This is a genomic window from Haloferula rosea (genome assembly GCF_016595525.1).
GTDB lineage: Bacteria > Verrucomicrobiota > Verrucomicrobiia > Verrucomicrobiales > Akkermansiaceae > Haloferula > Haloferula rosea.
Map to the genome: position 1 here is coordinate 225155 of NZ_JAENII010000004.1, position 22614 is coordinate 247768.

Annotated in this window: 20 protein-coding genes; 1 reads left to right on the forward strand and 19 read right to left on the reverse strand. The window is 61.9% G+C overall.

From position 1 onward, the window contains the following. Nucleotides 1-67: 67 nt before the first annotated feature. On the forward strand, nucleotides 68-2221 hold the full coding sequence (locus JIN81_RS07105) for a hypothetical protein (RefSeq protein ID WP_200278036.1): 2154 nt from the start codon (nucleotides 68-70) through the stop codon (nucleotides 2219-2221). Nucleotides 2222-2260: 39 nt separating this feature from the next. On the opposite strand, the gene JIN81_RS07110 is transcribed toward JIN81_RS07105, so the two are convergent. The 19 genes from JIN81_RS07110 to JIN81_RS07195 form a co-directional block, all read right to left on the reverse strand. Next, nucleotides 2261-2722 carry a tetratricopeptide repeat protein gene (locus JIN81_RS07110; protein ID WP_200278037.1) on the reverse strand — a complete coding sequence of 154 codons (462 nt, stop codon included), beginning with the start codon at nucleotides 2720-2722 and terminating at the stop codon, nucleotides 2261-2263. Nucleotides 2723-2777: 55 nt separating this feature from the next. Next, nucleotides 2778-6155: an ABC transporter permease gene (locus tag JIN81_RS07115; RefSeq protein WP_200278039.1), complete on the reverse strand. Its 3378-nt coding sequence runs from the start codon at nucleotides 6153-6155 to the stop codon at nucleotides 2778-2780. 174 nt (nucleotides 6156-6329) lie between these two features. Beyond that, the gene (locus JIN81_RS07120) at nucleotides 6330-7013 is read right to left on the reverse strand and encodes an ABC transporter ATP-binding protein (protein ID WP_200278041.1); all 684 of its coding nucleotides are present in this window, start codon (nucleotides 7011-7013) and stop codon (nucleotides 6330-6332) included. 116 nt (nucleotides 7014-7129) lie between these two features. Beyond that, nucleotides 7130-8338: a phenylacetate--CoA ligase family protein gene (locus JIN81_RS07125; protein WP_200278043.1), complete on the reverse strand. Its 1209-nt coding sequence runs from the start codon at nucleotides 8336-8338 to the stop codon at nucleotides 7130-7132. Nucleotides 8339-8386: 48 nt separating this feature from the next. Next, nucleotides 8387-8929 carry a hypothetical protein gene (locus JIN81_RS07130; protein ID WP_200278045.1) on the reverse strand — a complete coding sequence of 181 codons (543 nt, stop codon included), beginning with the start codon at nucleotides 8927-8929 and terminating at the stop codon, nucleotides 8387-8389. 97 nt (nucleotides 8930-9026) lie between these two features. Next, nucleotides 9027-9233, reverse strand: coding sequence for a putative signal transducing protein (locus tag JIN81_RS07135; RefSeq protein WP_234044556.1), 207 nt, complete (start codon nucleotides 9231-9233; stop codon nucleotides 9027-9029). 74 nt (nucleotides 9234-9307) lie between these two features. Further along, nucleotides 9308-9724, reverse strand: a complete 417-nt coding sequence (locus tag JIN81_RS07140; protein WP_200278049.1) for an acyl-CoA thioesterase — start codon at nucleotides 9722-9724, stop codon at nucleotides 9308-9310. A gap of 9 nt (nucleotides 9725-9733) precedes the next feature. Continuing rightward, complete coding sequence (locus tag JIN81_RS19290) at nucleotides 9734-9856, reverse strand: hypothetical protein (RefSeq protein ID WP_267907969.1); 123 nt, start codon at nucleotides 9854-9856, stop codon at nucleotides 9734-9736. Nucleotides 9857-9863: 7 nt separating this feature from the next. Then, entirely contained in the window at nucleotides 9864-10286 is a 423-nt protein-coding gene (locus tag JIN81_RS07145) for a type II toxin-antitoxin system VapC family toxin (protein ID WP_200278058.1), read from the reverse strand. After that, on the reverse strand, nucleotides 10283-10543 hold the full coding sequence (locus tag JIN81_RS07150; RefSeq protein ID WP_200278060.1) for a ribbon-helix-helix domain-containing protein: 261 nt from the start codon (nucleotides 10541-10543) through the stop codon (nucleotides 10283-10285). The genes JIN81_RS07145 and JIN81_RS07150 overlap by 4 nt, the downstream gene beginning before the upstream one ends. A 30-nt stretch (nucleotides 10544-10573) precedes the next feature. Further along, nucleotides 10574-12013, reverse strand: a complete 1440-nt coding sequence (locus tag JIN81_RS07155) for a glycosyltransferase family 4 protein (protein ID WP_200278062.1) — start codon at nucleotides 12011-12013, stop codon at nucleotides 10574-10576. Between the two features lie 29 nt (nucleotides 12014-12042). Further along, the gene (locus JIN81_RS07160) at nucleotides 12043-12570 is read right to left on the reverse strand and encodes a hypothetical protein (RefSeq protein ID WP_200278064.1); all 528 of its coding nucleotides are present in this window, start codon (nucleotides 12568-12570) and stop codon (nucleotides 12043-12045) included. Nucleotides 12571-12650: 80 nt separating this feature from the next. Continuing rightward, a complete protein-coding gene (locus tag JIN81_RS07165; protein WP_200278066.1) occupies nucleotides 12651-13907 on the reverse strand; it encodes an NAD(P)/FAD-dependent oxidoreductase in 1257 nt (418 codons plus the stop codon). After that, a complete protein-coding gene (locus tag JIN81_RS07170; protein WP_200278068.1) occupies nucleotides 13904-14452 on the reverse strand; it encodes a hypothetical protein in 549 nt (182 codons plus the stop codon). The genes JIN81_RS07165 and JIN81_RS07170 overlap by 4 nt, the downstream gene beginning before the upstream one ends. A gap of 120 nt (nucleotides 14453-14572) precedes the next feature. Continuing rightward, the gene (locus JIN81_RS07175; protein WP_200278070.1) at nucleotides 14573-17155 is read right to left on the reverse strand and encodes an FG-GAP repeat domain-containing protein; all 2583 of its coding nucleotides are present in this window, start codon (nucleotides 17153-17155) and stop codon (nucleotides 14573-14575) included. 72 nt (nucleotides 17156-17227) lie between these two features. Further along, nucleotides 17228-18550, reverse strand: coding sequence for a coproporphyrinogen-III oxidase family protein (locus JIN81_RS07180; protein ID WP_200278072.1), 1323 nt, complete (start codon nucleotides 18548-18550; stop codon nucleotides 17228-17230). A 226-nt stretch (nucleotides 18551-18776) separates the two neighbouring features. Further along, nucleotides 18777-19979 (reverse strand): outer membrane protein assembly factor BamB family protein, encoded by a 1203-nt coding sequence (locus tag JIN81_RS07185; RefSeq protein WP_200278074.1) that lies wholly within the window; start codon nucleotides 19977-19979, stop codon nucleotides 18777-18779. Next, nucleotides 19957-21069: an iron-containing alcohol dehydrogenase gene (locus JIN81_RS07190; RefSeq protein ID WP_200278075.1), complete on the reverse strand. Its 1113-nt coding sequence runs from the start codon at nucleotides 21067-21069 to the stop codon at nucleotides 19957-19959. Before JIN81_RS07190 ends, JIN81_RS07185 begins: the two co-directional genes overlap by 23 nt. Before the next feature lie 54 nt (nucleotides 21070-21123). Further along, nucleotides 21124-22575, reverse strand: a complete 1452-nt coding sequence (locus JIN81_RS07195; RefSeq protein ID WP_200278077.1) for an aldehyde dehydrogenase family protein — start codon at nucleotides 22573-22575, stop codon at nucleotides 21124-21126. Nucleotides 22576-22614 lie beyond the last annotated feature (39 nt).

Consider the following 22614-nt stretch of genomic DNA (forward strand, 5'->3'; position numbering starts at 1 on the left):
TTCAATCCATGCCGATCCAAGCGTCGATTCTTGAACGAAACGAAGTTCAGTCATTCAAGCCATGCCCATGAAATCGCTGATCATCTCGATGCTTCTCATCGGACTCTTTGCCTCCCTGGCTGCCGCGCCGCCGCGACTTGTTCCAGAGGACCCTTCGTCGGCACCCAACTACTGGTGCACCTGGTATGCGCAGAACTACTGGATTGGTCGTGGTTCGGATCTCAAATCGCTCAAGGGAGTCACGAATGCGGCTGCTCGTGACGAGCTCAATGAGCACACCTTGTTCAATCCGAAGGATGGATGGGCCACTACGTATCTTCCGAACAGCCGTCAGGACTATATTTTCCTGATTGATCACGGTTGGCAGACGAAGGACCCATCCAAGCGCATTGCAGGTGGTCCGGCGTTCTTCAATCTTGTGGCGGAGGAAGAGGATTTTCCGCGATATGCGGGTCTTGAACCGGGTGAACTCCTCAAGCGTTTCAACGAGGACATCAAGGCGGAGGGCTGGAACTCCCTCGGGATCTGGACTCGCGGGAACATCACGCCCGATCAGGCCCGCACCTTCGTCGAGTGGTCGAAGGATGCGGACATCCGCTATTGGAAGATCGACGGCGGTGACACGGCGGCCTTCCACTCGTACCAGGCCAAACAGGAGATCTTCCCCGAACTGGTCCTCGAGTACGTGACGGGTGCGGGAGGGAACCTCAACCCGAAGTGGGATCGTGATCTGCCCGCCTATCCTTCGGTCTATGACTTTGGAGGAAGCCTGAGGGAACCGATGCTCAAGTGCCTGAAGCACTCCGATGTCTTTCGTACTTACGATGCCTCGCCGTTGCTGATGACCTCCACCACGCTGAGGAGGACCCATGATATCCTGAAGCAAACCCAGCAGCAGCCGGAGTACCGGGCGGTTCTCAACGTGCAGGACGACTGCAATGTGGCCGTCGGCCTGGGCGTGCTTGTGGCCAGCAAACGCCATCCCGAGATGGGCGAGCGGACCTATAAGGGACGCGACCTACACCACCAGCTGTCGGGTCCGAGGACGATGCAGAAGCGGATCAACGAAGTGGACCGCTTCGGTCGATGGGCGCGGATCGCTCCGGCTTTCCCCGCGGGTGAGGGCGTCTATCTTTCCTCGGAAACCGAACTGATCGATCGATGCCAGTTCACCGAATGGGATACCTGGGCGTCGAACACCTACGGCAAGATGGTCAGCCAGAGTGCTCCGGCCGTGATGGCCCGGAACATGCCGCTCGCGGTGGTGGATTGCGACGGCCCGCCGCCATTTGTGTGCACCACGACCTACCCGAACGGGCCGACCGGCATTGCCGTCGAAGGTCGGGTGGCTCCGGACCAGAAGTGGTTCGAGCCGCGGGCAAGGGTCACGGTGAGGATCAAGGATGCTTCCCAGCCCATTGGCATCGTCGGGCACTACGAGTCTTTGACGCTTGAGTTTGCAGGACCGCTCACGGGTTTGGAGCATGTGTGGGCGCAAGACTTGCTCGCGGATGAGGCAGTGGACATCCGCTCCAAGGTTGTGACGGAAGGAAGCCGACTGGTGCTTCCCGGCAAGCTTCTGGAGCAGATCGGCACGGCGGCCGGGTCCGAAGGTGATCTGTCGGCTCCGGGTCTTGTCATCCGGTTGGAGGGCAAGGAGCTACCGGTTGCCGGTGAGGACTATCTGCCCGAGGTCCGCCCGGCGGTGGAGGAGGCGAGAGTGGCAGCACGAAAGACGAAGGTGGATGGTTATCGAGGCGAGGCGACCCTGCGCAAAGTGAATGGTGGCTATCGGGTCGGTTCGGATGGCCCACGGCAGTGGGTGCTGCGCAAGCTCGATGAACCGGTGACCACGGGGACGGTGAGTTTCACCTGGCGCATGAAGCCCGCGGGAAAATCAGCGAAGAAGAACGGCTTCCTTCTGCTTGCCAGTGACGAGGATGCCGTCGCCGCCTTGTGTGGAGGGGCGTGGTTGGGTTCCAACGAGATCACCCTGTTTGAGAACGATGCGACCTGGGGCAACGATAAGAGGGTCGAGGCGACTTTCCATGCGGAAACGGAATACCGGCTGGACGTCGATCTCGACCGTAGGGAGGCCAAGCTGTCGGCAGGAGACAAGGTGATCCGCACGGCATTTTCCGAATCCTTCACCAGCATCAGCCATGTGGGCTTCGGGGTCCATCACGCGGAGACCGAGTTCACGACTCCGGTGATGAAGTAGGATTGGCTCCCGGGCAAGAGGGGTGGGCCTGAACTTGGTTCACTCCTGAAACAGGGGCTTCAGATCGTCGTCTTTGGCCGCCATTTCCTTGCACACGGCGTCGAGGGCGATGGCCTGGTCGAGTAGTTCGCGGGCTTCATCGTAGTTCTCCGACACCGAGGCGTAGCAGGCGAGGTTGTAGACGATGATCGGCTCGTCGGGATGAGACTCTCTTGCCTCGACGAGGATCTCACGGGCGGCATCCACCGACTCGATGCGTCGCACGGCATAGGCCCAGCTGATCCACCACTGGGAGTTCTGCGGTGATTGGCGGGCGAGTCGCTCGGCCAGTTCCCTCATCTCCGGCCACTTCGATTGGCGTGAGTAGAGGTCACAGCGAAGCATGCCCGCGACGTCCAGATTCGGGTCGATCGAGTTCAGCTCCTCTTCGGCATCGGAGAGGAGTCCGAGTTCCACATAGCCCTGCACGGCCAGAACCTGTTTTGCCACCTGTTCGTTCATCGATCGGATCCACAGTCTGTGGGATGAAGGGGTCGGTCAAGTACGGGGCATCTGCCTAGTTCCTCTGGCTGCGATAGGCGAGCCATGCGCTGAGAGTGGCGCAGGCGGTGGTCAGAAGCGCAAGTCCGGCGATCCAGGCGAGGGTGATGCCCGGAGCGGGTTGTTGGGGGAGTGAGGGGAGGATGGAGATGAGTGCGGCGATGAGGCCGATGAGGAGTGCGGCGAGGATCAGACTGCGGACTTCGCGGGTGATGATCGAGCGGGTGATCCGGCGGGAGATGCCGATGGTGTGGAGCATGGCGAACTCATCCTTCCGTTCGGCGAGGTTGCGCGCGGTGACGAGGCCGAGTCCGGCGCTGCCGAGGATGACGCCGAGTCCTCCGAGGACGTTGAAGATGGAGATGTAGGTGTTCTCGACGCTGTGGAAGGCGGCGATGCGCTCGGCGGTGGGGCTGATGGTCGCGCCGAGGTCGGTGAGGGAACGCTGGAGATCGGCCCTGGCTTCGGCGGGCGCTTTGCTGGTGGTGGCAAGGAAGATCCGGTAGCCGGGCGAGGACGGGTAGCGTTTGACGAAGGCGGCTTCGTCGATGATGAAGCTGCCCTGGAAGACGGACTCGGTGAGGGTGCCGGCAATTTCTACGGTGAATGGCGTACCGAATTCGTCGGTGTACTCGATGAGGTCGCCGGGCTTCTTCTTGAGGACCCAGAGGAGGGTGGTTTCGTCAATGAAGGCTCGTAGCGGTATTGCCTGCTCGGACTCCGGGGCGAGCTGAAGCTCGCGGTCCGATGGGGATGGCGTGTTTCGAAGCGCTGCCCAGCTGGGTTCGATGCCTTCGGCGGTGGACTTGATGGAGAAGCGGCCTTCGAGCTGGGTGGTGTCGACAGCGAGCAGGCGGGGCTTGGCGACGGAGTTGAGGTTGAAGCAGGAGGCGTCATCGCCGGTGCCGACACGCACGGGTAGGAGTGTGTTGATGTCATCGCTCTCAAATTCGAATTGGCCGGAAGCCTGACGGATGAGGGGGCTGGCGGTCTCGATCCAGACGCCGTAGCCACCGGTGCCGCTGGTGGGGTCCTGCCATTCGCCGGCGCCGTGTTTCTGGAAGGAGGTGACGGAGATGACGAGGAAGATGGCCGAGGCGAGGGTGCCGATGGCGACGAGGGAGCGGGTGGGTCGGCGGGCGAGGTTGGTCTTGGCCAGCTGCGCTGGAGTGGAAAGTGAAAAGTGAGAAGTAGAAAGTGAGGGATTTGACGGCTGCGCTGCGTTGTTGGGTGGCTTGGATGGTGGGGCGGACTGAAGTCCGCGGTCCGGCTGGTGCTCGGGTTCTGGCGTGGGACCGTGATTGGAGGACTTGGGTCGTGAAGTGAGTTGGAAAACCGATTTCCAGAGGGCGAGGCCGGCGATGAGGAAGCAGAAGCCGGAGAGGAAGAAGGCGGAGGAGGGGCCGAGTTGGGAGGAGGCGGCGAGGGAGCCGATGCCGATGAGGGCGAAGATGAGGGCGATCAGGCGCGGGCGTTTGCGATGGCTGGTGGGTGGGATTTCCTCGCTGCCGGAGGTCAGGCGGAGGGAGGCCGAGCGTTTGCCCTGCTTGCGGGTGACCAGCCAGATGGTGGCCATCATGAGGATGACGAAGCCGATCACGCCGCCGGCGATGGAGGCGGGCGAGGCGTGGAATTGGAACAGGCGCTCTCCGCCCGAATTCCAGATTTTCTCGAGGAAGAGGAGCAGGCCGCGGGTGTAGGCGAAGGCGAGGACGGCGCCGAGCAGGGCGCCCAGCGTGACCATGACGAGCCCTTCGCCGAGTCGCCAGCGGAGGATCTTCTTGGCCGGGATGCCGACGGCGGTGAGCAGGCCTGACTCGGTGTTGCGCTGCTCGATGTTGAAGCGGAAGAGCATGGCGGTCAGGGCCACGGCGGCGACGATGAGGAAGAAGGACATGCTCAGGAACAGGCTGGCGATGTCGACGGGTGAGGAAGCTGCTGCGGTGCTCTCGCTGGCGATGTCGCGGGTGTGGAGTCCGGCATCAAGGGGTTCGAAGACGTTGAGAAGCTTCGTTTCGATCTGCTCCTGCGGGATGTCCCACACGGCGGATCGGAGTCCGGTGGCGGAGCCCCAACGGTTTTGCCAGAGCTTGGCGGCGGCGGAGTGGGTGATGAAGGCCTTGGGGGTGCCGCGGTGATTGTCCCAGTAGGTTTCGTCCTTGTCGCGGATGCGCTTCATGTCGAGCGGTAGTCCGCTGGACCAGTCGGCGTTGGTCTCGGCTTCCGTGATTCCGGGAAAGTCGGGGGTCCATTGTTTGTCGGCGGCGGCGCCCTCGAGCGGGTAGATGTGCCGCACGGTGAACTCGGCGTGCTCTTCGGTGAGCCGGTTGTTCTTACCAAGGACGTAGTAGCTGATGCGCACGGTGTCACCGGGCTGGGCGGCGAGATCCTCGGCTTCCCATGAGCTGAGTGCGATTTCGTCGTCCTTGAGGTCGTCCGGCACGAAGGTGGCCAGGGTCGGGTCGGCGCCGGTGACCATGGAATAGGGGGTCTCCCGTTCGTTGGCGGCGAGGGTGTTGACAAGGTAGGTGAGGGTGGGCCGGACCCGTGGGAAGGTTGCGCGGATCTTTGCTTCAAGCGTGGGGCTGAGGAAGATGCGCTCGCTGCGGATGGCGAGGTGGCCGTTCTCGGGCGCGTCGACGATGGACAGGCCGTAGTCGGCGAGGCTCATGGAGGATCGGACGCGCTTTTCAAACGTGGCGGGGTCGATCGGGTCGCGGGAAAGGAGGAGGTTGGCGCGGGCCGGGAGCTGTTCCATGGCCTCGGCGAGTGCGGGCAGGGGGAGGAATACCTTGGGGGTGTTCAGCTGGCTCTGAGCGAGGCTGAAGCGCCCCATTTCCCCGTCCTCAAGGATGTGGGAGACTTCGCCGCGAAGGGTGATGATCTCGTCATCGTTGTCGGCCAGCGGCACGTCGCCGGTGACGAGGGAGGGCTTCCGGAGGCGGACGATGAGGGTGTCTCCGACTCCGAGGTCGAGCGAGTCGGCGAGCTCTTTGTTGATCGGCCATGCCTTCTCACTGATTCGTGGGGTGGGTCCTTTGTCGCTGGAAATGGAGAAGTCCCAGAAGCGCTCGTTGATGCCGAAGATGTCGGTCTGGCCGATGGTCCGTCCGGTGGGCTCGCTGACCTGACCTTGGATCTGGAGGACGGGGGCGGTGTCCTTTCCCACTTCGCTTGCGAGCTCGGCGAGGAACAGGTTCTCGCCGCCGACGAGGACGTTGCGTGTCTTGCCGATGCGTTCTTCGGCGATCTGGCGCAAGGTGGACTTCACTGAGTCCCCGGCGAAGAGCGCACCGAGCAGCACCATGGTTCCCAGCGCGGAGCCGAGCAGGACGCCGAGGTAGCCGGTGCGGTGGTGCTTGAGCCCGCGGAGGATGAATTGGAGTGAGTTCATGTGGTCCGCTTCGCGGGAGTGGCGAGTGAGAAGTAGAAAGCGAAAAGTGGGACGCTGGGCGGCTGCGCCGCCGGGTCTTGGGTGGCTCTGATGTCGCTGCTTTGAGGGCTCATCACTGTCCAGAAATTCATGGGGTCGGTGGGTTGGCTCGAAAGCGGTGTCGACGTTCGTCCCTCACTTTGCCATCGCACTCCAAAGGGCTCCGTCGCGGAGCTCGAGGGTCCGGCCGATACGGTGGGCGAGGGCGTGGTTGTGGGTGACCACGAGGAGGGTGGTTTTCTGGTCCTGATTCAGCTCGAGCAGGAGGTCGGCGATGGTGTCGGTGGAGGCGGGGTCGAGCGATCCGGTGGGTTCGTCGGCAAGGACGAGCTTGGGCTGATTGACGAGGGCGCGTGCGACGGCGGTGCGCAGCTTTTCTCCGCCGGAAAGTTGCCATGGGAGGTGGTTGAGGCGGTGGCCAAGTCCGACTTTCTCGAGCAGGTCACGGGCGCGGTCGGTGGTGTCGCTTTCGGACTCCTGCCAGTCGCCGGCGAGGCGGGGCACGAGCACGTTCTCGAGCACGCTGAGCTGGGGCAGCAGGTAGTGCTGCTGGAAGACGAAGCCGAGCGAGTGGTTGCGGAAGTGGGTGGCTTCCTCGTCGCTGAGTTCAGCGATTTTCTGGCCACCGATGTCGATGGAACCTGAGGTCGGTCGGTCGAGAGCGCCGAGGAGGTTGAGCAGGGTCGTCTTGCCGCAGCCGGATGGGCCGGTGATGGCGGCGGCTTCGCCGTCGGCGAGTTCGAGCGAGAGGCCTTTCAGCACTTCGACGGTTTCGCCGGGTGTTTCGTAGGACTTGGAAATCTGTTGGGCGGAGATCATGGCATGTGGCTGGAGCATCTTGCTCCAGTAGGTGTGCGGACCATCTTGGTCCGTCTGTATTTGGCACCGGAGCGGGACGCTCCGGCCACTGACTGGAGCAGGATGCTCCAGTCACGCTATTTGATGATGGTCCAGCGCTTGGCTTTGACTTCGAAGGTAGGAAGGGATCCGGCGGGCGCAAGGGTGACGGGAATGCGCAGGCTGAAAGTGGAGCGCAGGCGTTGTTGAAGCTCGGTGATGGTTTTTTCCGGGCCTTCCGCGGAGATCCGAAGTTCGGGTAGGGCGGTGCGCTGGTCGACTTCGACCTGGTACTCGCCGATCCTTTCGACGGAGCGGACGACGGCATCGATGGCGCTGGGGTGGATGTTGATGCCACGGATGACGACCATGTCGTCGCAGCGGGCGAGCACGCCCCCTTCGAGGGCGAAGTGTTCGCCGTGCGGGACGGGCTTCACCAGATCGCCGGTGCGATAGCGGAGAAGCGGGGAACCATGGCGACCGAGGGTGGTGAGCACCAGTTCACCGGTTTCGCCTGCGGCGACCGGCTGACCGGTGTCGGGGTCGATGACCTCGCAGAAGTACGACTCATGGCGTAGTAGAAGCAGGTCCGGGTCGGATTCGGAGCTGACGGAAACCGGGCCGATTTCGGTCATACCATGGTGGTCGTAGACGCGGGCGTGCCAGGCGGCTTCGATCCTTGCCCGCACTTCGGGGATGCTGCCGCCGGGTTCTCCACAGGTGATGACTTTCTCAACGCCCAGCGAGTTGACGGGCATGCCGGTCTTCTCGCCGACCTCGGCGAGGCGCAGGGCGTAGGTGGGCGTGCAGCAGAGGATGGTCGACTGCGATCTTTTCAGCAAATGGAGCCGATCTTCCGACGAGAGCCCGCCGCCGGGCACGGCACGCACGCCCATGCGGGTGGCGGCTTCGAAGCCGGCCCAGAAACCGAGAAAGGGGCCGAAGGAGAAGGGGAAGAAGGCGGTGTCGCCCGGGTTGACCCCGGCGCCGCGCCAGACCCATTCCCAGTTGTCGAGGATCCACGTCCAGTTGTCGGCATCATCGAGCCAGATCAGCGGCTTTCCCCGGGTGCCGCTGGTCTGATGGTAGCGGTGGTAGGTCTCGAGCGGGAAGCTGTGGGTGGTGCCGTAGGGCGGGTGGGCTTCGTGGTCGGCGGCGAGCTCGTCCTTGGTGGTGAAGGGAACCGAGCGACTGAACTCTTCGAGGCTCTCGAAGGGGCCACACTCGCCGAGCTTGGCGGCGTAGAAGCGGTTCGCCGGCAGGATGGCGGCGAGGAGTTCGTTGAGCTGGGTGAGCTGGGTGGACATGGCCGCCTTCGTCGAAGTGCCGAGTGGAAAGTAAAAGGTAGGAAGTGCCTATTGCTTGGCTGACGCCTCGATGGCAGGTGCCGGCTTTGCCGGAGGTGCTGGCGCGGGCTTGAACTTGGTGGCCATGAAGCCACCGGCTGCAGCCATCAGGATGCCGATGTAGAAGGGAACCGGGATGGCCGAGAAACCGCCCTTGGGTGGGTGCATCATGATGCCGACGACGGCATTCACGATCGGAGCTCCGGCGAAGATGGTCGACATGACGAGCACGGCGACGACCCCGGGGTTGATGCCGGCCTTCGCACCCGAGCCCATGGCGACGAGGACGAAGAAGGCGCCGACGGCACCGAGCACGCCGGCGAAGAGGGAGAGCCACATGCCTTTGGCGGGCATTGCCCAATCGGTACCCTTCATGAGCAGGATGGCGAGTGGCGCGAGCACGGCGATGAGGAAGTAGGCGATGCCGACGAAGAGGAAGGCCTTGTAACGGCCGAGTTCCTTGTCCGCCATGCCGACCTGACCCTGGTGAAGGAAGATGCCGTAGAGGCCCCAGCAGGCGACGGTGATGAGTGCGAAGTAGAGCCAGTTCATGTTTTTGGTCATTGGAATTTGGAGTGCGGTGGCTTGCCACCGCTTTCGTGCTAGAGGTGATGAATGATGGGAGAAGGATTAGGCGGATTGGGAAGGGTCAGGAAACACCAAGTTGTTGGAGTGCCACTACGGCTTGTTCATACTGTTGGCTGTCGAGGACCCAGAGTTCCGGGCAATCAGGATCGGTGGACCAGGTGCCTTCGGTGAATTGGTTCTTCAGCATGGTCTCGATTCCTAGCGTCTCGAGATGGGATTGGTAGAGCCCGATGATTTCAGAACGATGGCTTTTGTAGAGCATTCTCATGGGCGTGACGGTGAATGGCTGGGTGGACTGCTGGAGGTAGCTCGCAAAGCGGTGGCAAGCCACCGCACTCCAAATCACTTCAAGTCATCGAGTTTCTCTTTGAGTTCGCCGGGAAGCGGGACGGCCTTGATGCCGTCCTCGGTCATGGCGACGTGGGCGACGGAGAGTCGTCCTTCGGCGACGAGGGTGTCGCCCTTGGTGATGTCGAAGCGGTAGCGCACGGAGCGGTTGCGGACTTCTTCGACGAAGAGGCTCACGGTGAGTTCGTCACCGAAGCGGGCGGGGGCGCGGTAGTCGCAGGTGGCATTGACGCGGGGCCAACCGGTTTCGAGGCCTTCCACCACACCGTGAAGTTCGTGGTCGAGAGTACGCAGGAAGTCGTGTTCGCAGGCCTCCATGAAGCGGAAGAAGTTCGTGAAGTGCACGATCCCGGCCATGTCGGTTTCGTAGAATTCGACGCGGCGTTTGATCTGGTGGGCGGGTGTGGACATGGAGGCGGGTCAGAAGAAGTTGAGGAGGTGAAGGACCCCGGCGATGACGAATGGAGCCGCGATCCAGGTCACCCCGATGGGGAGGTCCCAGTTGGGCGGGTCATTCTTCAGGGCGGGTTTTCGTTTGGCCATGGGAAACTCATGATTGTGACCAAGGAGCAAGCACCGGGACCATGCGGCGGTTGCTCAGGCGGTAGACTCGGAAGTCTGAGTCGACGGTCCAGACTTTCGTCTCGCGGTGGGTTTCCACCATGTCGACGAGACAAGCGTCTGCAAAGTCCATTGGGGTGTCTTCATACTTCTGCAATAGCTTTGCCACCCGATCCAGTGGCTCTTCGGCCGGCCGTTGTAAGGTGAAGCCGCCACCAGCCATCATCTTGAGCAGCACACGTTTCCCGGGTGTGAAGCGCCGAAGGAGGAAGAAAGCTTCGCAAAGCACGGCGTCGCAGGTCAGGAGGGGGGGGTCGAGGGCCTTGAAGCATTCCTTGGCCCAGGCGTGGTGGGCATCGGATGGGTTGAGCAGCGCGACGATGGGGCCTGTATCGGCGATCAGCGAGTTCATGATTCGCCAAAGCCTTCCATGTGCTCTTTGTTGGTTGAGAGATCGGTGATCCCGCTGCCATCGCCGGCCCATAGCTGTTCCAAGTCCTTGGCGAACAGTTCGTAGCAAGAGGGGCGCTCTGAATCTCCGGTCTCCGACAGGACTTTGTGCAGGCCTTCCCGGATCAGTTCCGAGATCGGGACATTCCTTGCCGCGGCGAGCACCTTCAACCGCGCCTTGTCTTCAGACGACACCTTGATGGAAAGAGTCTCAGCCATGATCGGATGGTAGTTTCAAAATGGCAGAAGTCAACTACCCGGGTCGACGAGGGGTTCGGCGAGGGCGAGGAAGCGGTCGCGCATGGCTTCGACGCTGTAATATTCGTTGGCGGCGCGTCGCCCGTTGGTGCCGAGGCGCTCGAGTTCGTCGGGCTGGGAGAGCAATTCGTTCCATGCCTCTGCCAGTGCCACGGGTTGGTTTGGCTCGACCAGGCGTCCGGCCTCGCTTTGTGCGATGATTTCGCGGAAGGAGGAGCCGTCGGGTTGGACGACGGGGATGCCCGCGGCGAGGGCTTCGATAAGATAAAGGCCAAAGGCTTCGGGGTAGGTGGCGGGCACGCTGAAAACCGTGAAGCCGTGGAGGATCTGCTGCTTCTCCTCAAGCGAGACATTGGGCGACCAGGTGACCTGATCGGTGAGGCCGGCGTCGGCGAGTTGTCGCTTCAGATCGGCGACCAGCTTTTCGTCGCCGGCGGTTACGGCACCGGCGATGTGCAGGCGGGCGTCCGGGTGGTCGAGTTTCTTGCGCAGGTGAATGAAGGCTTCGACGAGGTGGTGGACGCCTTTTTCGCGGATCATGCGGGCGAAGTAGCCGATGACGGGCCGCTTCGCGTCGGTGCCGAGTGCCCCGCCGTCGCCCTCCGGGCCATGGCGGGCAGGCGAGTGATCCTCCTTCGCCGAGGCTTCGGCGGACGGGGAGGTGGAAAGAGGGGGCTCTGGCGGCAGCGCGGCGTGGCTGGGTGGCGGGGGTTCCGGGGCGAGCTGAAGCTCGCGGTCCGATTGAAGTGGGGCGACGCCGTTGGGAAGGACCTCGATGGCTTGGTGGGGGAGATCGAGTCGGCAACGCATCAGGTCGGCGTAGAAGCGACTTGGCGAGATGAGCAGGTCGGCGTCGGGGAGACGTGCTGTTAGTTCGTTCCAGCAATCCGTCTTGTAGGGCTCCGGCAGGCCGTCGAGGAAGCTGTCCTCGCCCTGAAAGGAGCAGATGATCTTCACGTCGAGGTGCTGGCGCAGTGTGCGGATCATGCCGGCCTGCAAGGCGGTGCCGAGCACGAGGATGTCGGGGTTCTCGCGGGCGAGCCAGTCGATGAGTTGCTGCATTTCCTGGCCGAAGGGGCTGTCCTCGATGCGCAGCATCTCGAGGGCCATTTCGCCATGGTCGCGCGCCGAAGTCATGTGACTGCGTTTGGCGGCGGAGCGCAGGAGTGAGGTGTTGTTGAGCAGCTTGTGGAGAAAGCGGGGAAGCTGGAGTCTGGGCAGCTTCTGTTGGAGGAAGACATTGATGCCGCCGAAGAAGATCGGGCTGCCGGCGGTGGGGAGTTGCTCCTCATCGAGCTGCAGCGGGAGATACATCGGCAGCAGGGACACCTCATGTCCGGCGGCGTGCAGCGACTTGGCAAGGGCGTTGTCGCGCATGCAGGCGCCACAGTAGTAGCTGCCGGTGCCGGGAGTGAGGATGGCGATGTTCACTGAACGAGGAGTGTGCTGGGTTTCAGTGTTCAGGGCGAGTCATCGGTTAGTATTCTCAAAACTTCACCCGTTTCGGCTTTTTCGTTGGGAAAAGGAGGAGTGCCTTCGGGACATATAACGATTCCAACTGAGGTGAGGTAGGCGTCTAGGCGGGTAAGCCGACACGACTCTCTAAGAGCCTCGAGGAGGGACACGTCACGGGCATGATAATTCTCAATTCCCGTGGAAAGGGCTTCGTCACTGATGGAGAGGTCGTCATCAAAATTGCTGCCTTCCGTGCGAGACTTCCAAACGAGCATCGGAATACCCCGCAAGTTTGGGTCTCCTTTCCTGTCCAACTCCAAACTCCGGACACGAAGGTAGTCGATCGCTTCTTCGATGCTAGTGTCTTCAAAATCGATCACTGGGATGATGATGGAGTCGAGCTTGGCGATGACGACGTCTCCGGGTTGTGCGGTGGCTTCTTGTTCGGCTGATAGCTCCGACTCCGGTTTCTCGCACGAACAGACAGTCGCGGTTGCAAACAAGAGGAGGTTCGCGAGGGAACGGGAGTTCATGATCTCTGGGCCGTTGGGGTAGGCCTTAAAGCGGTGGCAGGCCACCGCACTCCAAAGCTTGCGGCCTACGTTGAGTGAGCTTAGACGGTGGCGACAGGTCGGCCGTAGTCGAGGGGCTCGGGGAGCTTGGCGAAGTCCTCGATGGCGGTGGCGAGGTCGGTGTAGTCCTTGCCGTCGATGTTGCCGATCAGGAGGTCGGTGAGCTTGGGGCGCAGGTCGGGGTGCTTGCGGATCAGTTTGCCGAAGCTGAACTCGGGGTCATAGAAGGCATAGACGATCTTGCGCATGGTCTCGATGTGGCCGCAGAGATCTTCGCCGTATTGGGTGAAGGCGGACGCGGAGGTGTCGCCGTTCTCGAGAGCCGCGTGCGTGGCATCGGCCGCCATTTCACCGGACTTGAGAGCGAGGAAGACGCCGCTGGAGAAGACGGGATCAAGGAAGGCGAAGGCATCACCGACGAGCAACAGGCCATCGGTGGCGCAGTGCTCGGCGCGGTAGGAATACTCGCCGGCAATCCAGTATTCACCGAACTGTTCGCCGGGATCGAGGTGGTCCTTGATCCAGGCGTTGTTCTCGGTCTCGCGGGCGTAGATTTCGGCGGGGTCGCGGGTTTCGCCGGGTTTGTAGAGGTAGTCGCGCTCGGCGACGATGCCGGAGCTGACGATGCCATTGCGCAGTGGGATGTTCCAGAACCAGCCGCCCTCCGGGAGGTAGGCGATGGTGGTGGCGCCTTCGTCGAGGCCGGGATCGCGCTTGGCATCCTTGAAGAGGGTCCAGATGGAGATTTTGTTGAGCATCGGATCGCGCTTGCGCCAACCGTGCTTGCGCTGGAAGAGGGCATCGCGTCCGGTGCAGTCGAGAGTGATGGGGGCGCGAACTTCGAAGGCATCCTCGTCGCCGGTGCGGGCCTTCACGCCGACCACGCGCTCTCCATCCTTGAGGAAGTCGAGCACGGTCGTGCTTTCGCGCACCTCGACGCCCTTGGAGCGTGCATTGTCGAGGAGCATGAGGTCGAAGTGCTCACGCTCGACCTGCCACGTGGTGGCGGCGGGGTGGTCGAAGTGCTGGAAGAAGTAGAAGGGAGCCGAAATGCGTCCGTCGGTGGTGGCGAACTGAACCGATTTCTTTTGCTGGTAGCCGATCTCATCCATCTTTTCCACCACGCCGAGGCGCTCGAGGGAGAAGTAGCAGAAGGGCATGAGGGACTCGCCGACGTGGTAGCGCGGGAAGGTGGCCTTCTCGAGGATGAGGACACGGTGTCCCTTTTCTGCAAGGAGGGTCGCGGAGGTCGTGCCGGCCGGGCCGCCGCCGATGATGATCGCGTCGTAGTCGTTCATGGTGCCAAGGGAAGGATTTCGATGATGCGGGCAAGGCAGGAACCGTCGTCATTGCGCATCAGGTGATTGTAGCGCCCATAGAGGTTTTCGCCACCGGGAGATTTCGGGAAAATGTCGGCCACGGCATCCTGTGCGATCGAGAAGAAGCCCTGTGGCTCGCTGCGGAAAGGAAGCGCCGATTGGATGATGAGCGTTCCGAGAGGAGTCTGGCCTTCGAGGATGTCCTGATGGACGTCTGGGGGAAAGGCATCGAGCAGGATCTCGATCACGCCATATTCGACCGGCGTGCCATGGGTCGCGGCATGCAGGACGACTTCCCGCAGGTGAACGAGGTCATGCTGCTCGCTCTTGAGCACTTCCAGCCGAATTTCATCGGAATGAAAGGCCGCGAGTTTGGATGTCATGTCCTGATCGTGGACAAGGAGTTTCTGGAATGGCTGGGGGACGTCGCCGGGCTTCAGCCAGTGGAGCGCCTTCCCCGCAATATGCGACTTGCCGATCATGAAGGCCAGCTCGTGTGGGAACTTCGGTTCTTCTGGATTCATGGTGGTGGATGGAGTGGTCGGGTGAGCCTTGTTGCCATGGTTCCGTGAACCATCGCACCGTCGACTTGAGCAAGTCGGGTGAGGCAGAGGATGAGCTTTACGGATGGCAGAGGGTGACCTTTACGGATCGTACTCGATTTCGAGACGGCCGAAGTAGCTCGAGGCGCCCGGAGGTGCGGGGAACGAGAAGATCACGCGTTCATAGTCCGCATCGATGTTTGAGACATTTTCGGTCACCGACGGAGGAGTCGAGAAGCTGGCAAGGTCCGGAGATCTCTTCGGCAAGTAGTTGAGGAAGGCTGCGTTCTTTCTCCGGATGGTGGTGATTTCGAAGAGCCCGGTGTTCACCTTGTACTCGAGGCGAGGCAGACCCGAGACACCTGTGGGTGAGAGCCTTGTCGCATCCGCTACCGAGGGATTCATGTTGTAGGCCATCTCGAGGAAATTCGGGATGAGATCATCGTCCGGATCCGCTGAGAAGAAGGCGTCGGCTCCGGTGAGTCCGAAGCCGTTGGCCCAGATCGACACGGGTGATGTGTCGGCTGAGTAGAGTTGGTGGCGCCCACGACTGCTCGCCACGAACACATCAATCGTTCCGTCCCCGGTGAAATCGCGTGCGATGACTTCCGAGGTGCTGATCGCTGGGAACGTGTCGGAGGAAAATGAAAACGAACCCGAGCCATCATTGATCCGCACCGAGTCCGGACTTGGAGAAAAGCCTCCTGCACCAAACCACAAGTCGAGGTCGCCATCCCCATCGTAGTCGAGAGGCTCTGCATCCGTCGCAAAGCCGGATCCGATGTTCACGCCGGTGCTGCTCAGGTTCCCCGCCCCATTGCTCAACCAAAGCCGGTTTCCTCCGATTCGATCGATGACGAAAAGGTCGTCATTGCCATCCCCATTCAGATCCGCGGCGATGGCCTTTGTGGGGCTGCCACCACCGAGCGTCAGCCCCGAGTCGGTGAATACCCCGCTCCCGTTGTTCAGCCAAAGCGAGTCATCGGTGTCATCGGCAGGAGTGCTCGAATCGACTCCACCAATGAAGACGTCGAGATCCGAATCGTCATCCACATCGAGAAGCGCGACCGCCCGCTGGTTTCCTTGGCCGAAGGCATCGGACCGCGCGAAGGAGCCGCTGCCATTGTTGATGAAAAGGCTGTTCTGACCCACCGAGCTGAAGCTCGTCTGATTGATCGTGATGATGTCAGGGTCGCCATCGCCATCGACGTCTCCAATCGCAATGGAGCCATTCAATTCACTATCGAGAAACTCTGCGGCTGCCGTGAAGTTGCCCGAGCCGTCGTTGAAGAAAATCTCATCCTGTCCATCGGCCTGACCACTGTACTGTGAGCAGAACACCACGAGGTCGGGGCCATTCTGCCCGTCCAGATCAGCCGAGAGAATTCGGATGGGGGTATTGCCGGGGTTGCAATTCAGGACCGTTCCCGGATCCGAAAAACTGCCGCTTCCATCATTTTCGAGGAAGGTGAGGGTGCCGCCGATGTTTCCAAGAGCGACGTCGAGATCCCCATCAAGATCGTAGTCGATTTCGGTCGCTGAGGCTGCCTGGGACCCAGCGACGGCCGTGGGTGACAGCACAAGCGGTCCACCCGAGCCAATGGGCTCCCTGAGAAGCACCCGCGGAGCGGCCCCGTCGCAGACAATGAGGATATCTTCATCCAGGTCTCCATCGAGGTCACCGATGCCAAGATCAAAGGCTCCTCCGGGACCGAGGTCGTTGTCGTCCAAAGAGAAAACACCCGAGCCATTGTTCACCCAGAGTTGATTGGTTAGAGCGCGGTTTCGAGCGACATAGGCATCGACATCTCCATCGCCATCGAAGTCGTCCAGATGGAGGGCGGTGCCGAAGTCCGAAACGAAATTGGGTTGAGCCAGATTGGTGAAAACACCGGATCCGTTGTTGAGGTGGACGTGGTTGAGTTGCCCGCTGATGCTTCCGTTGACCACGAAGACATCGAGATCGTTGTCGCCATCGAGGTCAGCGAGCTTCAGTTCGAGGGTGGTGCCAAACAAGGGAAGGCTCGCTCCCTGAGTGAAATTGGCCGAGCCGTCGTTGAACCAAACCGTGTTGGTTCCGTTGTTCCCCATGATGAGGTCGGGGTCGCCATCGCCGTCCAAGTCTCCGGCTGCCGCCGAGATGGTGAAGAATTCCCCAAGGTTCTGGCCGGAGTCTGAAAACGTTCCGTTTCCATCATTGAGCCAGATCTCATTCGGATCGGTGGAGGTATTGGTCGGAATCACCAAGTCGAGATCACTGTCATTATCTAGATCAAGAAGGAGAAGGTCTTCCCTGACGGAATTGGTGCCAACGGCCTGGCCTGAATCGGTGAACCCGCCGCTTCCATCGTTGAGGAATACCTTGCACGGCCCGAAAAAGCTTCCGGCGATGAGATCTTGATCGCCGTCCCCATCGATATCTCCAAAGGCGCAAGACCCTTCGCTGGGTAGAGTGGGTTGCCCGGCAAGCAGTTCGAACTGGCCGTTGCCGTCGTTGACCACCAGCACGCTGTTTCCGACACCACTACCGAGATAGGCGTCCAGATCGCCGTCGCCATCGATATCAGCGAGGTCGGTTCCCAACGTGTTGGCAACCGGGATGTCCAGACTCCAAACCAAGTTGAAGGTTTGGGAAAAGGCGGTCAGCGGGGCGAATAAGGCAATGAGGAGGGGGGAAGATCTCATGAACCCAACCATAAGAAGTCCCCGCGGCTTGAGAAGATCGGATTGATCCGATGTCGTGAATTATGAATCAGGTCAAACGATTCGGTCCGTCACATGCTGCGGCAGGAAGAAGTCGTGCAGCAGGTTGTCGACGCAGAGCAGGCCGTCACGATTGAGGAGGATCTCGCCGTTCTCCACGGTGAGCAGTCCTTCTTCCTGAATCGCGGCGAGCTGGCCGGAGAACTTGTCGAGGATGTCGACGCCGAACTTGTCGGTGAAGTGGGAGGTCTTCACGTGGCCAAGTTTCATCAGGAGGATGAACTCACGGATCATGCGTTCTTCCTCGGTGGTCTGCAGGGCGCGTTTGATGGGAAGTTGGCCGGCATCGAGTGCCTTGTCGTAGTCCTCGATCTCGGTGAGGTTCTGATAGTGCACGCCTTTCGCGTGGGAGATGGATGCCACACCGATGCCCAGCAGATCGGCCCCGCCCCAGAGGGCGTCGCGGTAGATGAACTTGGTGCGCTCCGGATTCTTCACAGCCGTGTAGCCGGAGCTGATGGTGTAGCCATCGGCCTCGAGCGCAGCGAAGGCGTCCTTGACCCAGCGGCGCTTCGTTTCCCAGTCGGCGATGGGCGCGACGAGGCTGCCACTTGCCTTCATGTCCTTGTAGATGCCCGTGTTGTAGGGAACCTCCATCTGATAGATGGTGACGCTGTCCGGCTGGAGCTCGAGGGTCTTCTCGATGTTCCGTTGCCAGTTCTCTTCGGTCTCTTCGAGCATGCCGGCGATGAGGTCGATGTTGACCTGGTCGAAGCCCTCTTCGCGGATGCGCTCGTAGGCGCGGTAGACTTCCTTCGTGCGGTGGGCGCGGCCGTTGATCTCGAGGATGCGGTCGTCGAAGTTCTCGATGCCGAGTGAAAGCCGGGTCACGCCGATGTCCTTGATCGCCTTGACCTTGTTCGGGTTGAGCGTGCCGGGTTCGGCTTCGAAGGCGATTTCCTCCGCGGCATCCCATGGGAGGAGGGCCTTCATGCGGTCGGTGAGCTCGGTCAGCTGCTTGGGTGACAGATAGGACGGCGTGCCGCCACCGAAGTAGACGAAGTGGGGTTTGCGGCCCTCGATGAGGGGTTTGCGCGACATCGTTTCCAGCTCGCGCACGGTGCAATCGAGGTAGTGCTTGATGTCATCGGCGTTCTTGTCGGTGTAGACGCGGAAGTAGCAGAAGTGGCAGCGTTTCCGGCAGAATGGGATGTGGTGATAGAGTCCGAGGGCCGGGGGCTCGCCTTCATGGGGCGTGGCGTAGGCATCGAGGACGATCTGTTCCTGATCTTCCTTCCAGAAGGAGAAGGGCGGGTAGTTCGAAATGAAGTAGTTGCCCGCGCGGGTGGCTTTGCTGGTGGTGGATGAATCGGGCATGATGGGAGCTAGCTTACAGAGGAACCGCCAGGACGCAAAGGGCGGGAGCCTGGATATTTGGAGTGTGGTGGCCTGACACCGCATTCAGGGCGGGTCGGGCGGTCGGATGATGGCGTTGAGTTGCTACGTGAGGCAGGGCTGGATTTTTCGAGAGAAGTGAAGGGCTGACTCGGAAAACGGCGCCAGACCACCCTATCTCGGAGCGGCTGGGCCGCATGCGACCCGCTTATTGGATCACGAAGACCGTTCCGCCACCGCCGGCGATGATGAGCCGGTCCTGGGCGAATACGGGCGAGGCGGTCAGCTTCTCCCCAAGGTCGAGCTGCCAGAGTTCCTTTCCTGTGGCGGGGTCGGCGGCGTAGAGCCGGCCGTCGCTGGAACCGAACACGATGGCGTCCTGAAACGCGATGGGTGAGGATTCGACGCGACCGCCGGTGGGGAAGGTCCAGACCTGTTTCCCGGTCTCGCGGTCGATGGCGTGGAGGGATTTGTCGCGGCAGCCGATGTAGACGTGCTGATCGTCGACAGCGGGTGCGGTGAAGAAGGGGAAATCCTCGCCTTCGTAGATCCACTTGAGTTCCTTGCTGCCGACCTGGGCGGCAACGACCTGGTTGGCGTAGTTGCCGGCGTAGATCATGTCGCCGTAGGTGGCGACGCTGTTGGTGATCTGGGCGTCGGTGAGGATTTGTCCTGCGGAGGTGCCGGTGGACGCGTCCAGCACATGGAGCACGCTGTCGCAGCCGCCGAAGGCGACGTGGCGGCCATTGATGATGGCGGGGGTGCCGTTGATGTAATCCTGGGTTTCGTAGGTCCAGACCTCGGTGCCGTCTTCGGGGTTCAGGCAGCGGGTGGTGCCGTCGTAGCCATTGACCAGCAGGCGGATGCCTTCCGCGGTTTCGAGGAGGTTGGCGGATGAGGAGAATTTCTCGTTGCCTTCGATCGACCACTGCTTTTCGCCGGTGGCGAGATCCAGCGCATAGAATTGCTGGTCACTGGAGCCGATGAAGACCCGGCCGTCGTGGATGGTCGGCGCGGCCTCGATGGTGTCCTCGGTCTCGAAGGTCCAAAGTGGTTTCTGATCTTTCAGGCTCAGGGCGTAGACGGTGCCCATGAGGTCACCGACGACCAGGGTGTCGTCGAGGACGGCGGCCTCGGATTGGCTGGGGCTCTGCAGCTCGAAGGTCCACTCGATCCGGGGTGCGGTGGGGGCCTTGGTATCGACGTATCCTTGAAGCGAAGGCGCTCCGCGGGTGACGGGCCAGTTGATCGAAGCCTCTTCCGTTGTGGTTTCGGGCGGGACGTCGTCAGGGGTGGGCGGGGCCGCCGACTTGTCGCAGGAGGCGAGCAGGAGGATGCCGGAGCAGGATGCTCCGGTCACGGACTGGAGCAGGATGCTCCAGCCACGGTCACGTTTTGGTGAGCGCTGCATGGTAGAGGGCGGTGATGGTTTCTTCGGACAGGGGTCGCGGATTGAACTGGCCGGTCCATTGTGGCATGGCCGCGGCGGTCAGCTCGGGGATGCGCCAGTCCCGGTCGTCGAGCGCGGGCAGGACGCGGCTGATCGGTTCGAGCCAGTCATGCAGGGGTTGGCCGAGGTGTTTACTGCAATCGTCGTAGATGGCGGCGGCCGAGGGTTCCTCGTAGTTGAAGCGGATGACGTGAGGCAGCATCAGGAACACGGCATGGCCGTGGGGGATGTCGAAAAGGGCGGTGAGCGGGTTGGCCGTCGCGTGGGCGGCACCGAGCATGCTGTTCTCGATGGCGGATCCGGCCATGGCGGCGCCGAGCAGCATGCGGCTGCGTTCTTCAAGCGTGGCACTGCGGTCGAGGATGGAGGAAATCGATGAGGCAATCAGGCGGAAGGACTCGCGTGAGTAGGCCGATGAGATGGGGTTGCGTTTGGTGCATACGGCGGTCTCCAAGGCGTGGGAAAGGGCATCGAGCGCGGTGAGGTTCGCCACTGCCGGTGGCTGGGAGATGGTCAGCTCGGGATCGAGGATGGCGATCCGCGCGAGTGCCTTCGGGTCACCGCAGGCGATCTTTTCGTGGGAGCCATCGCGCGAGACGACGGCGAAGGATTGGCACTCGCTGCCGGTGCCGGCGGTGGTGGGCACGGCGATGAAGGGAAGCAGGGGTTTCGCGGCATGGCCGTAGCCCTTGTAGTCGCTCATGCGGCCACCGTTGTTGAGGAGGAAGTTGCAGCCTTTGGCAGTGTCCATGCTGCTGCCACCGCCGAAGCCGATGATGAGGTCGGGCGAGACCTCGGCGGCGAACATCCGGCAGGCCTCGATGTCGGACTCGGAGGGGTTGATGTGGGCCTTGCCATACACGGTGACCTTGAAGCCGACAGCTTCCAGCAAGTCGACGGCGCGCTGGGCGTGGCCGGCTTCGAGGATGCCGGGGTCGGTGACGAGCAGGATGTTGGAGGCCCCAAGGGACCTGGCCGCCTCCGGAAGTTCGGTGAGACGCCCGGGTCCGAAGAGGAGGCGGGGGGAGGGTCGGGCGTCGAAGGAGGTCATGGAAAATGCCCGCTGCGCGGGAGTGCCGAGTGCGAAGTAAAAAGTGGAAGACGCTTACGCGATGGCGACGTCTCCCTGGATGGCTCGGCGGTGGTAGAGGAATTCGAACAGGTTCCCTTCGTGAGGTTGTTCCCACTGGACGCGGTTGGTCGGATAGGCTCCGAGGTTGAGGCGCTCGATGTCGGGGCTCAGCAGGAGTTCGTTGATGAAGTTCTGGTCCTCGGTGAAGGCGCTGACGACCAGGGTTTCACCGATGCTGCCGACCATTTCGCTCTGCGGCATCTCGACGATGCTGGCGTAGGGGAACATGAACTCGGTGTTGGCGAGCGGGTGGTCCTTGTCGGTGCAGGAGACGAGGGTCGGGTTGAGATAGAACTGATCGAAGGCTTCGACCTTGCGGTCGCCGTCGCGGTGTTTGGCCGTGAGGTCCTCGGCGCCGTCCTCCTTGAGTTGGGCGGTGATGAGTTCGTCGATGCCGTCGGCCATGGCCGGGTTGGCGAAGCCACAGAGAAGGGCGTTGTCGTCGTCGCGGGCCAGCGGCTTGATCTCGGCGAGGCGTTTGGCGATGGCATCGGCGAGTTCGTCGCGGTGACTGGGGACGAGGATGGCCGAGGTGTTGATGCACGAGCGGCCGCCGTTGGCGGAAATGGACTGGACGATGACGTCGAGGAATTCGGGCCAACGTTCGATCATGTCCTCACCGATGAGGATCTTCGAGCGGCCGGTGCCGTGGACGGAGACGCTTTCGTAGGGTGCGTATTTTTTCACCGTGACGTCGGAGCCGAAGGAGATGCCGCGCCCGCAGTGGGTGACGATGGTGTCGCCGCCTTCGTGGGTGGTCGGGTAGTAACCGAAGGCCTCCTTCGGGAAGCCGGCCTGAATCATGGCCTGGACGATGCGCAGCGGGGTGAAGGGGTCTTCGCGGCCGGGCTTGAGGAAGACCGGGATCTTCATCACCGGGGCGGGAATCCAGAGCGAGTTGACGGCGGGTGCGTTGCTCGGCAGGGAGACGCCGAGGGAGGTGGTGGCGGGGAAATAGTTGATGGTGAGGCTGGATTCTCCGGGGCGAGCTGAAGCTCGCGGTCCGATGGAGGTGAGGCCTTTGTCGAAGATCTCGAGGGGGAGTTGTCGGGTGAGGCCGCCGATGACCGTGCGGATCTCGGACATCGCGGCATGCACCTTGCCCATGTTCATGCGCACGAGGGTGTGCGGCAGGCGGGTCAGGGCGGAGAGGGACTCGATGTAGTCTTGTGGCGATTGCATTGCATCGCCACATGGCAGGTCGGCATGGAGGAAGAGTTCGGCGGCTTGCTCGCAGTAGTCGGCCAGCGTCTCGGCGGGGATGGCGTCGAGGGCGGCCTTGGCCTTGGCGACCTTGAGCAGGTCACGCCGGATCAGGCCGGGGTTGGCGGTGTGGGTGGTGAGCGTGCCACGGGCGCCCAGATCGAGTTCGACGAGGTCGAGCGATTCGTAGCTTTCACCGAGGCGGAGGATGGGGATGTTCATGGTTGGAGGCCGCGGAGCGGCAGTGCCGAGTGAGAAGTA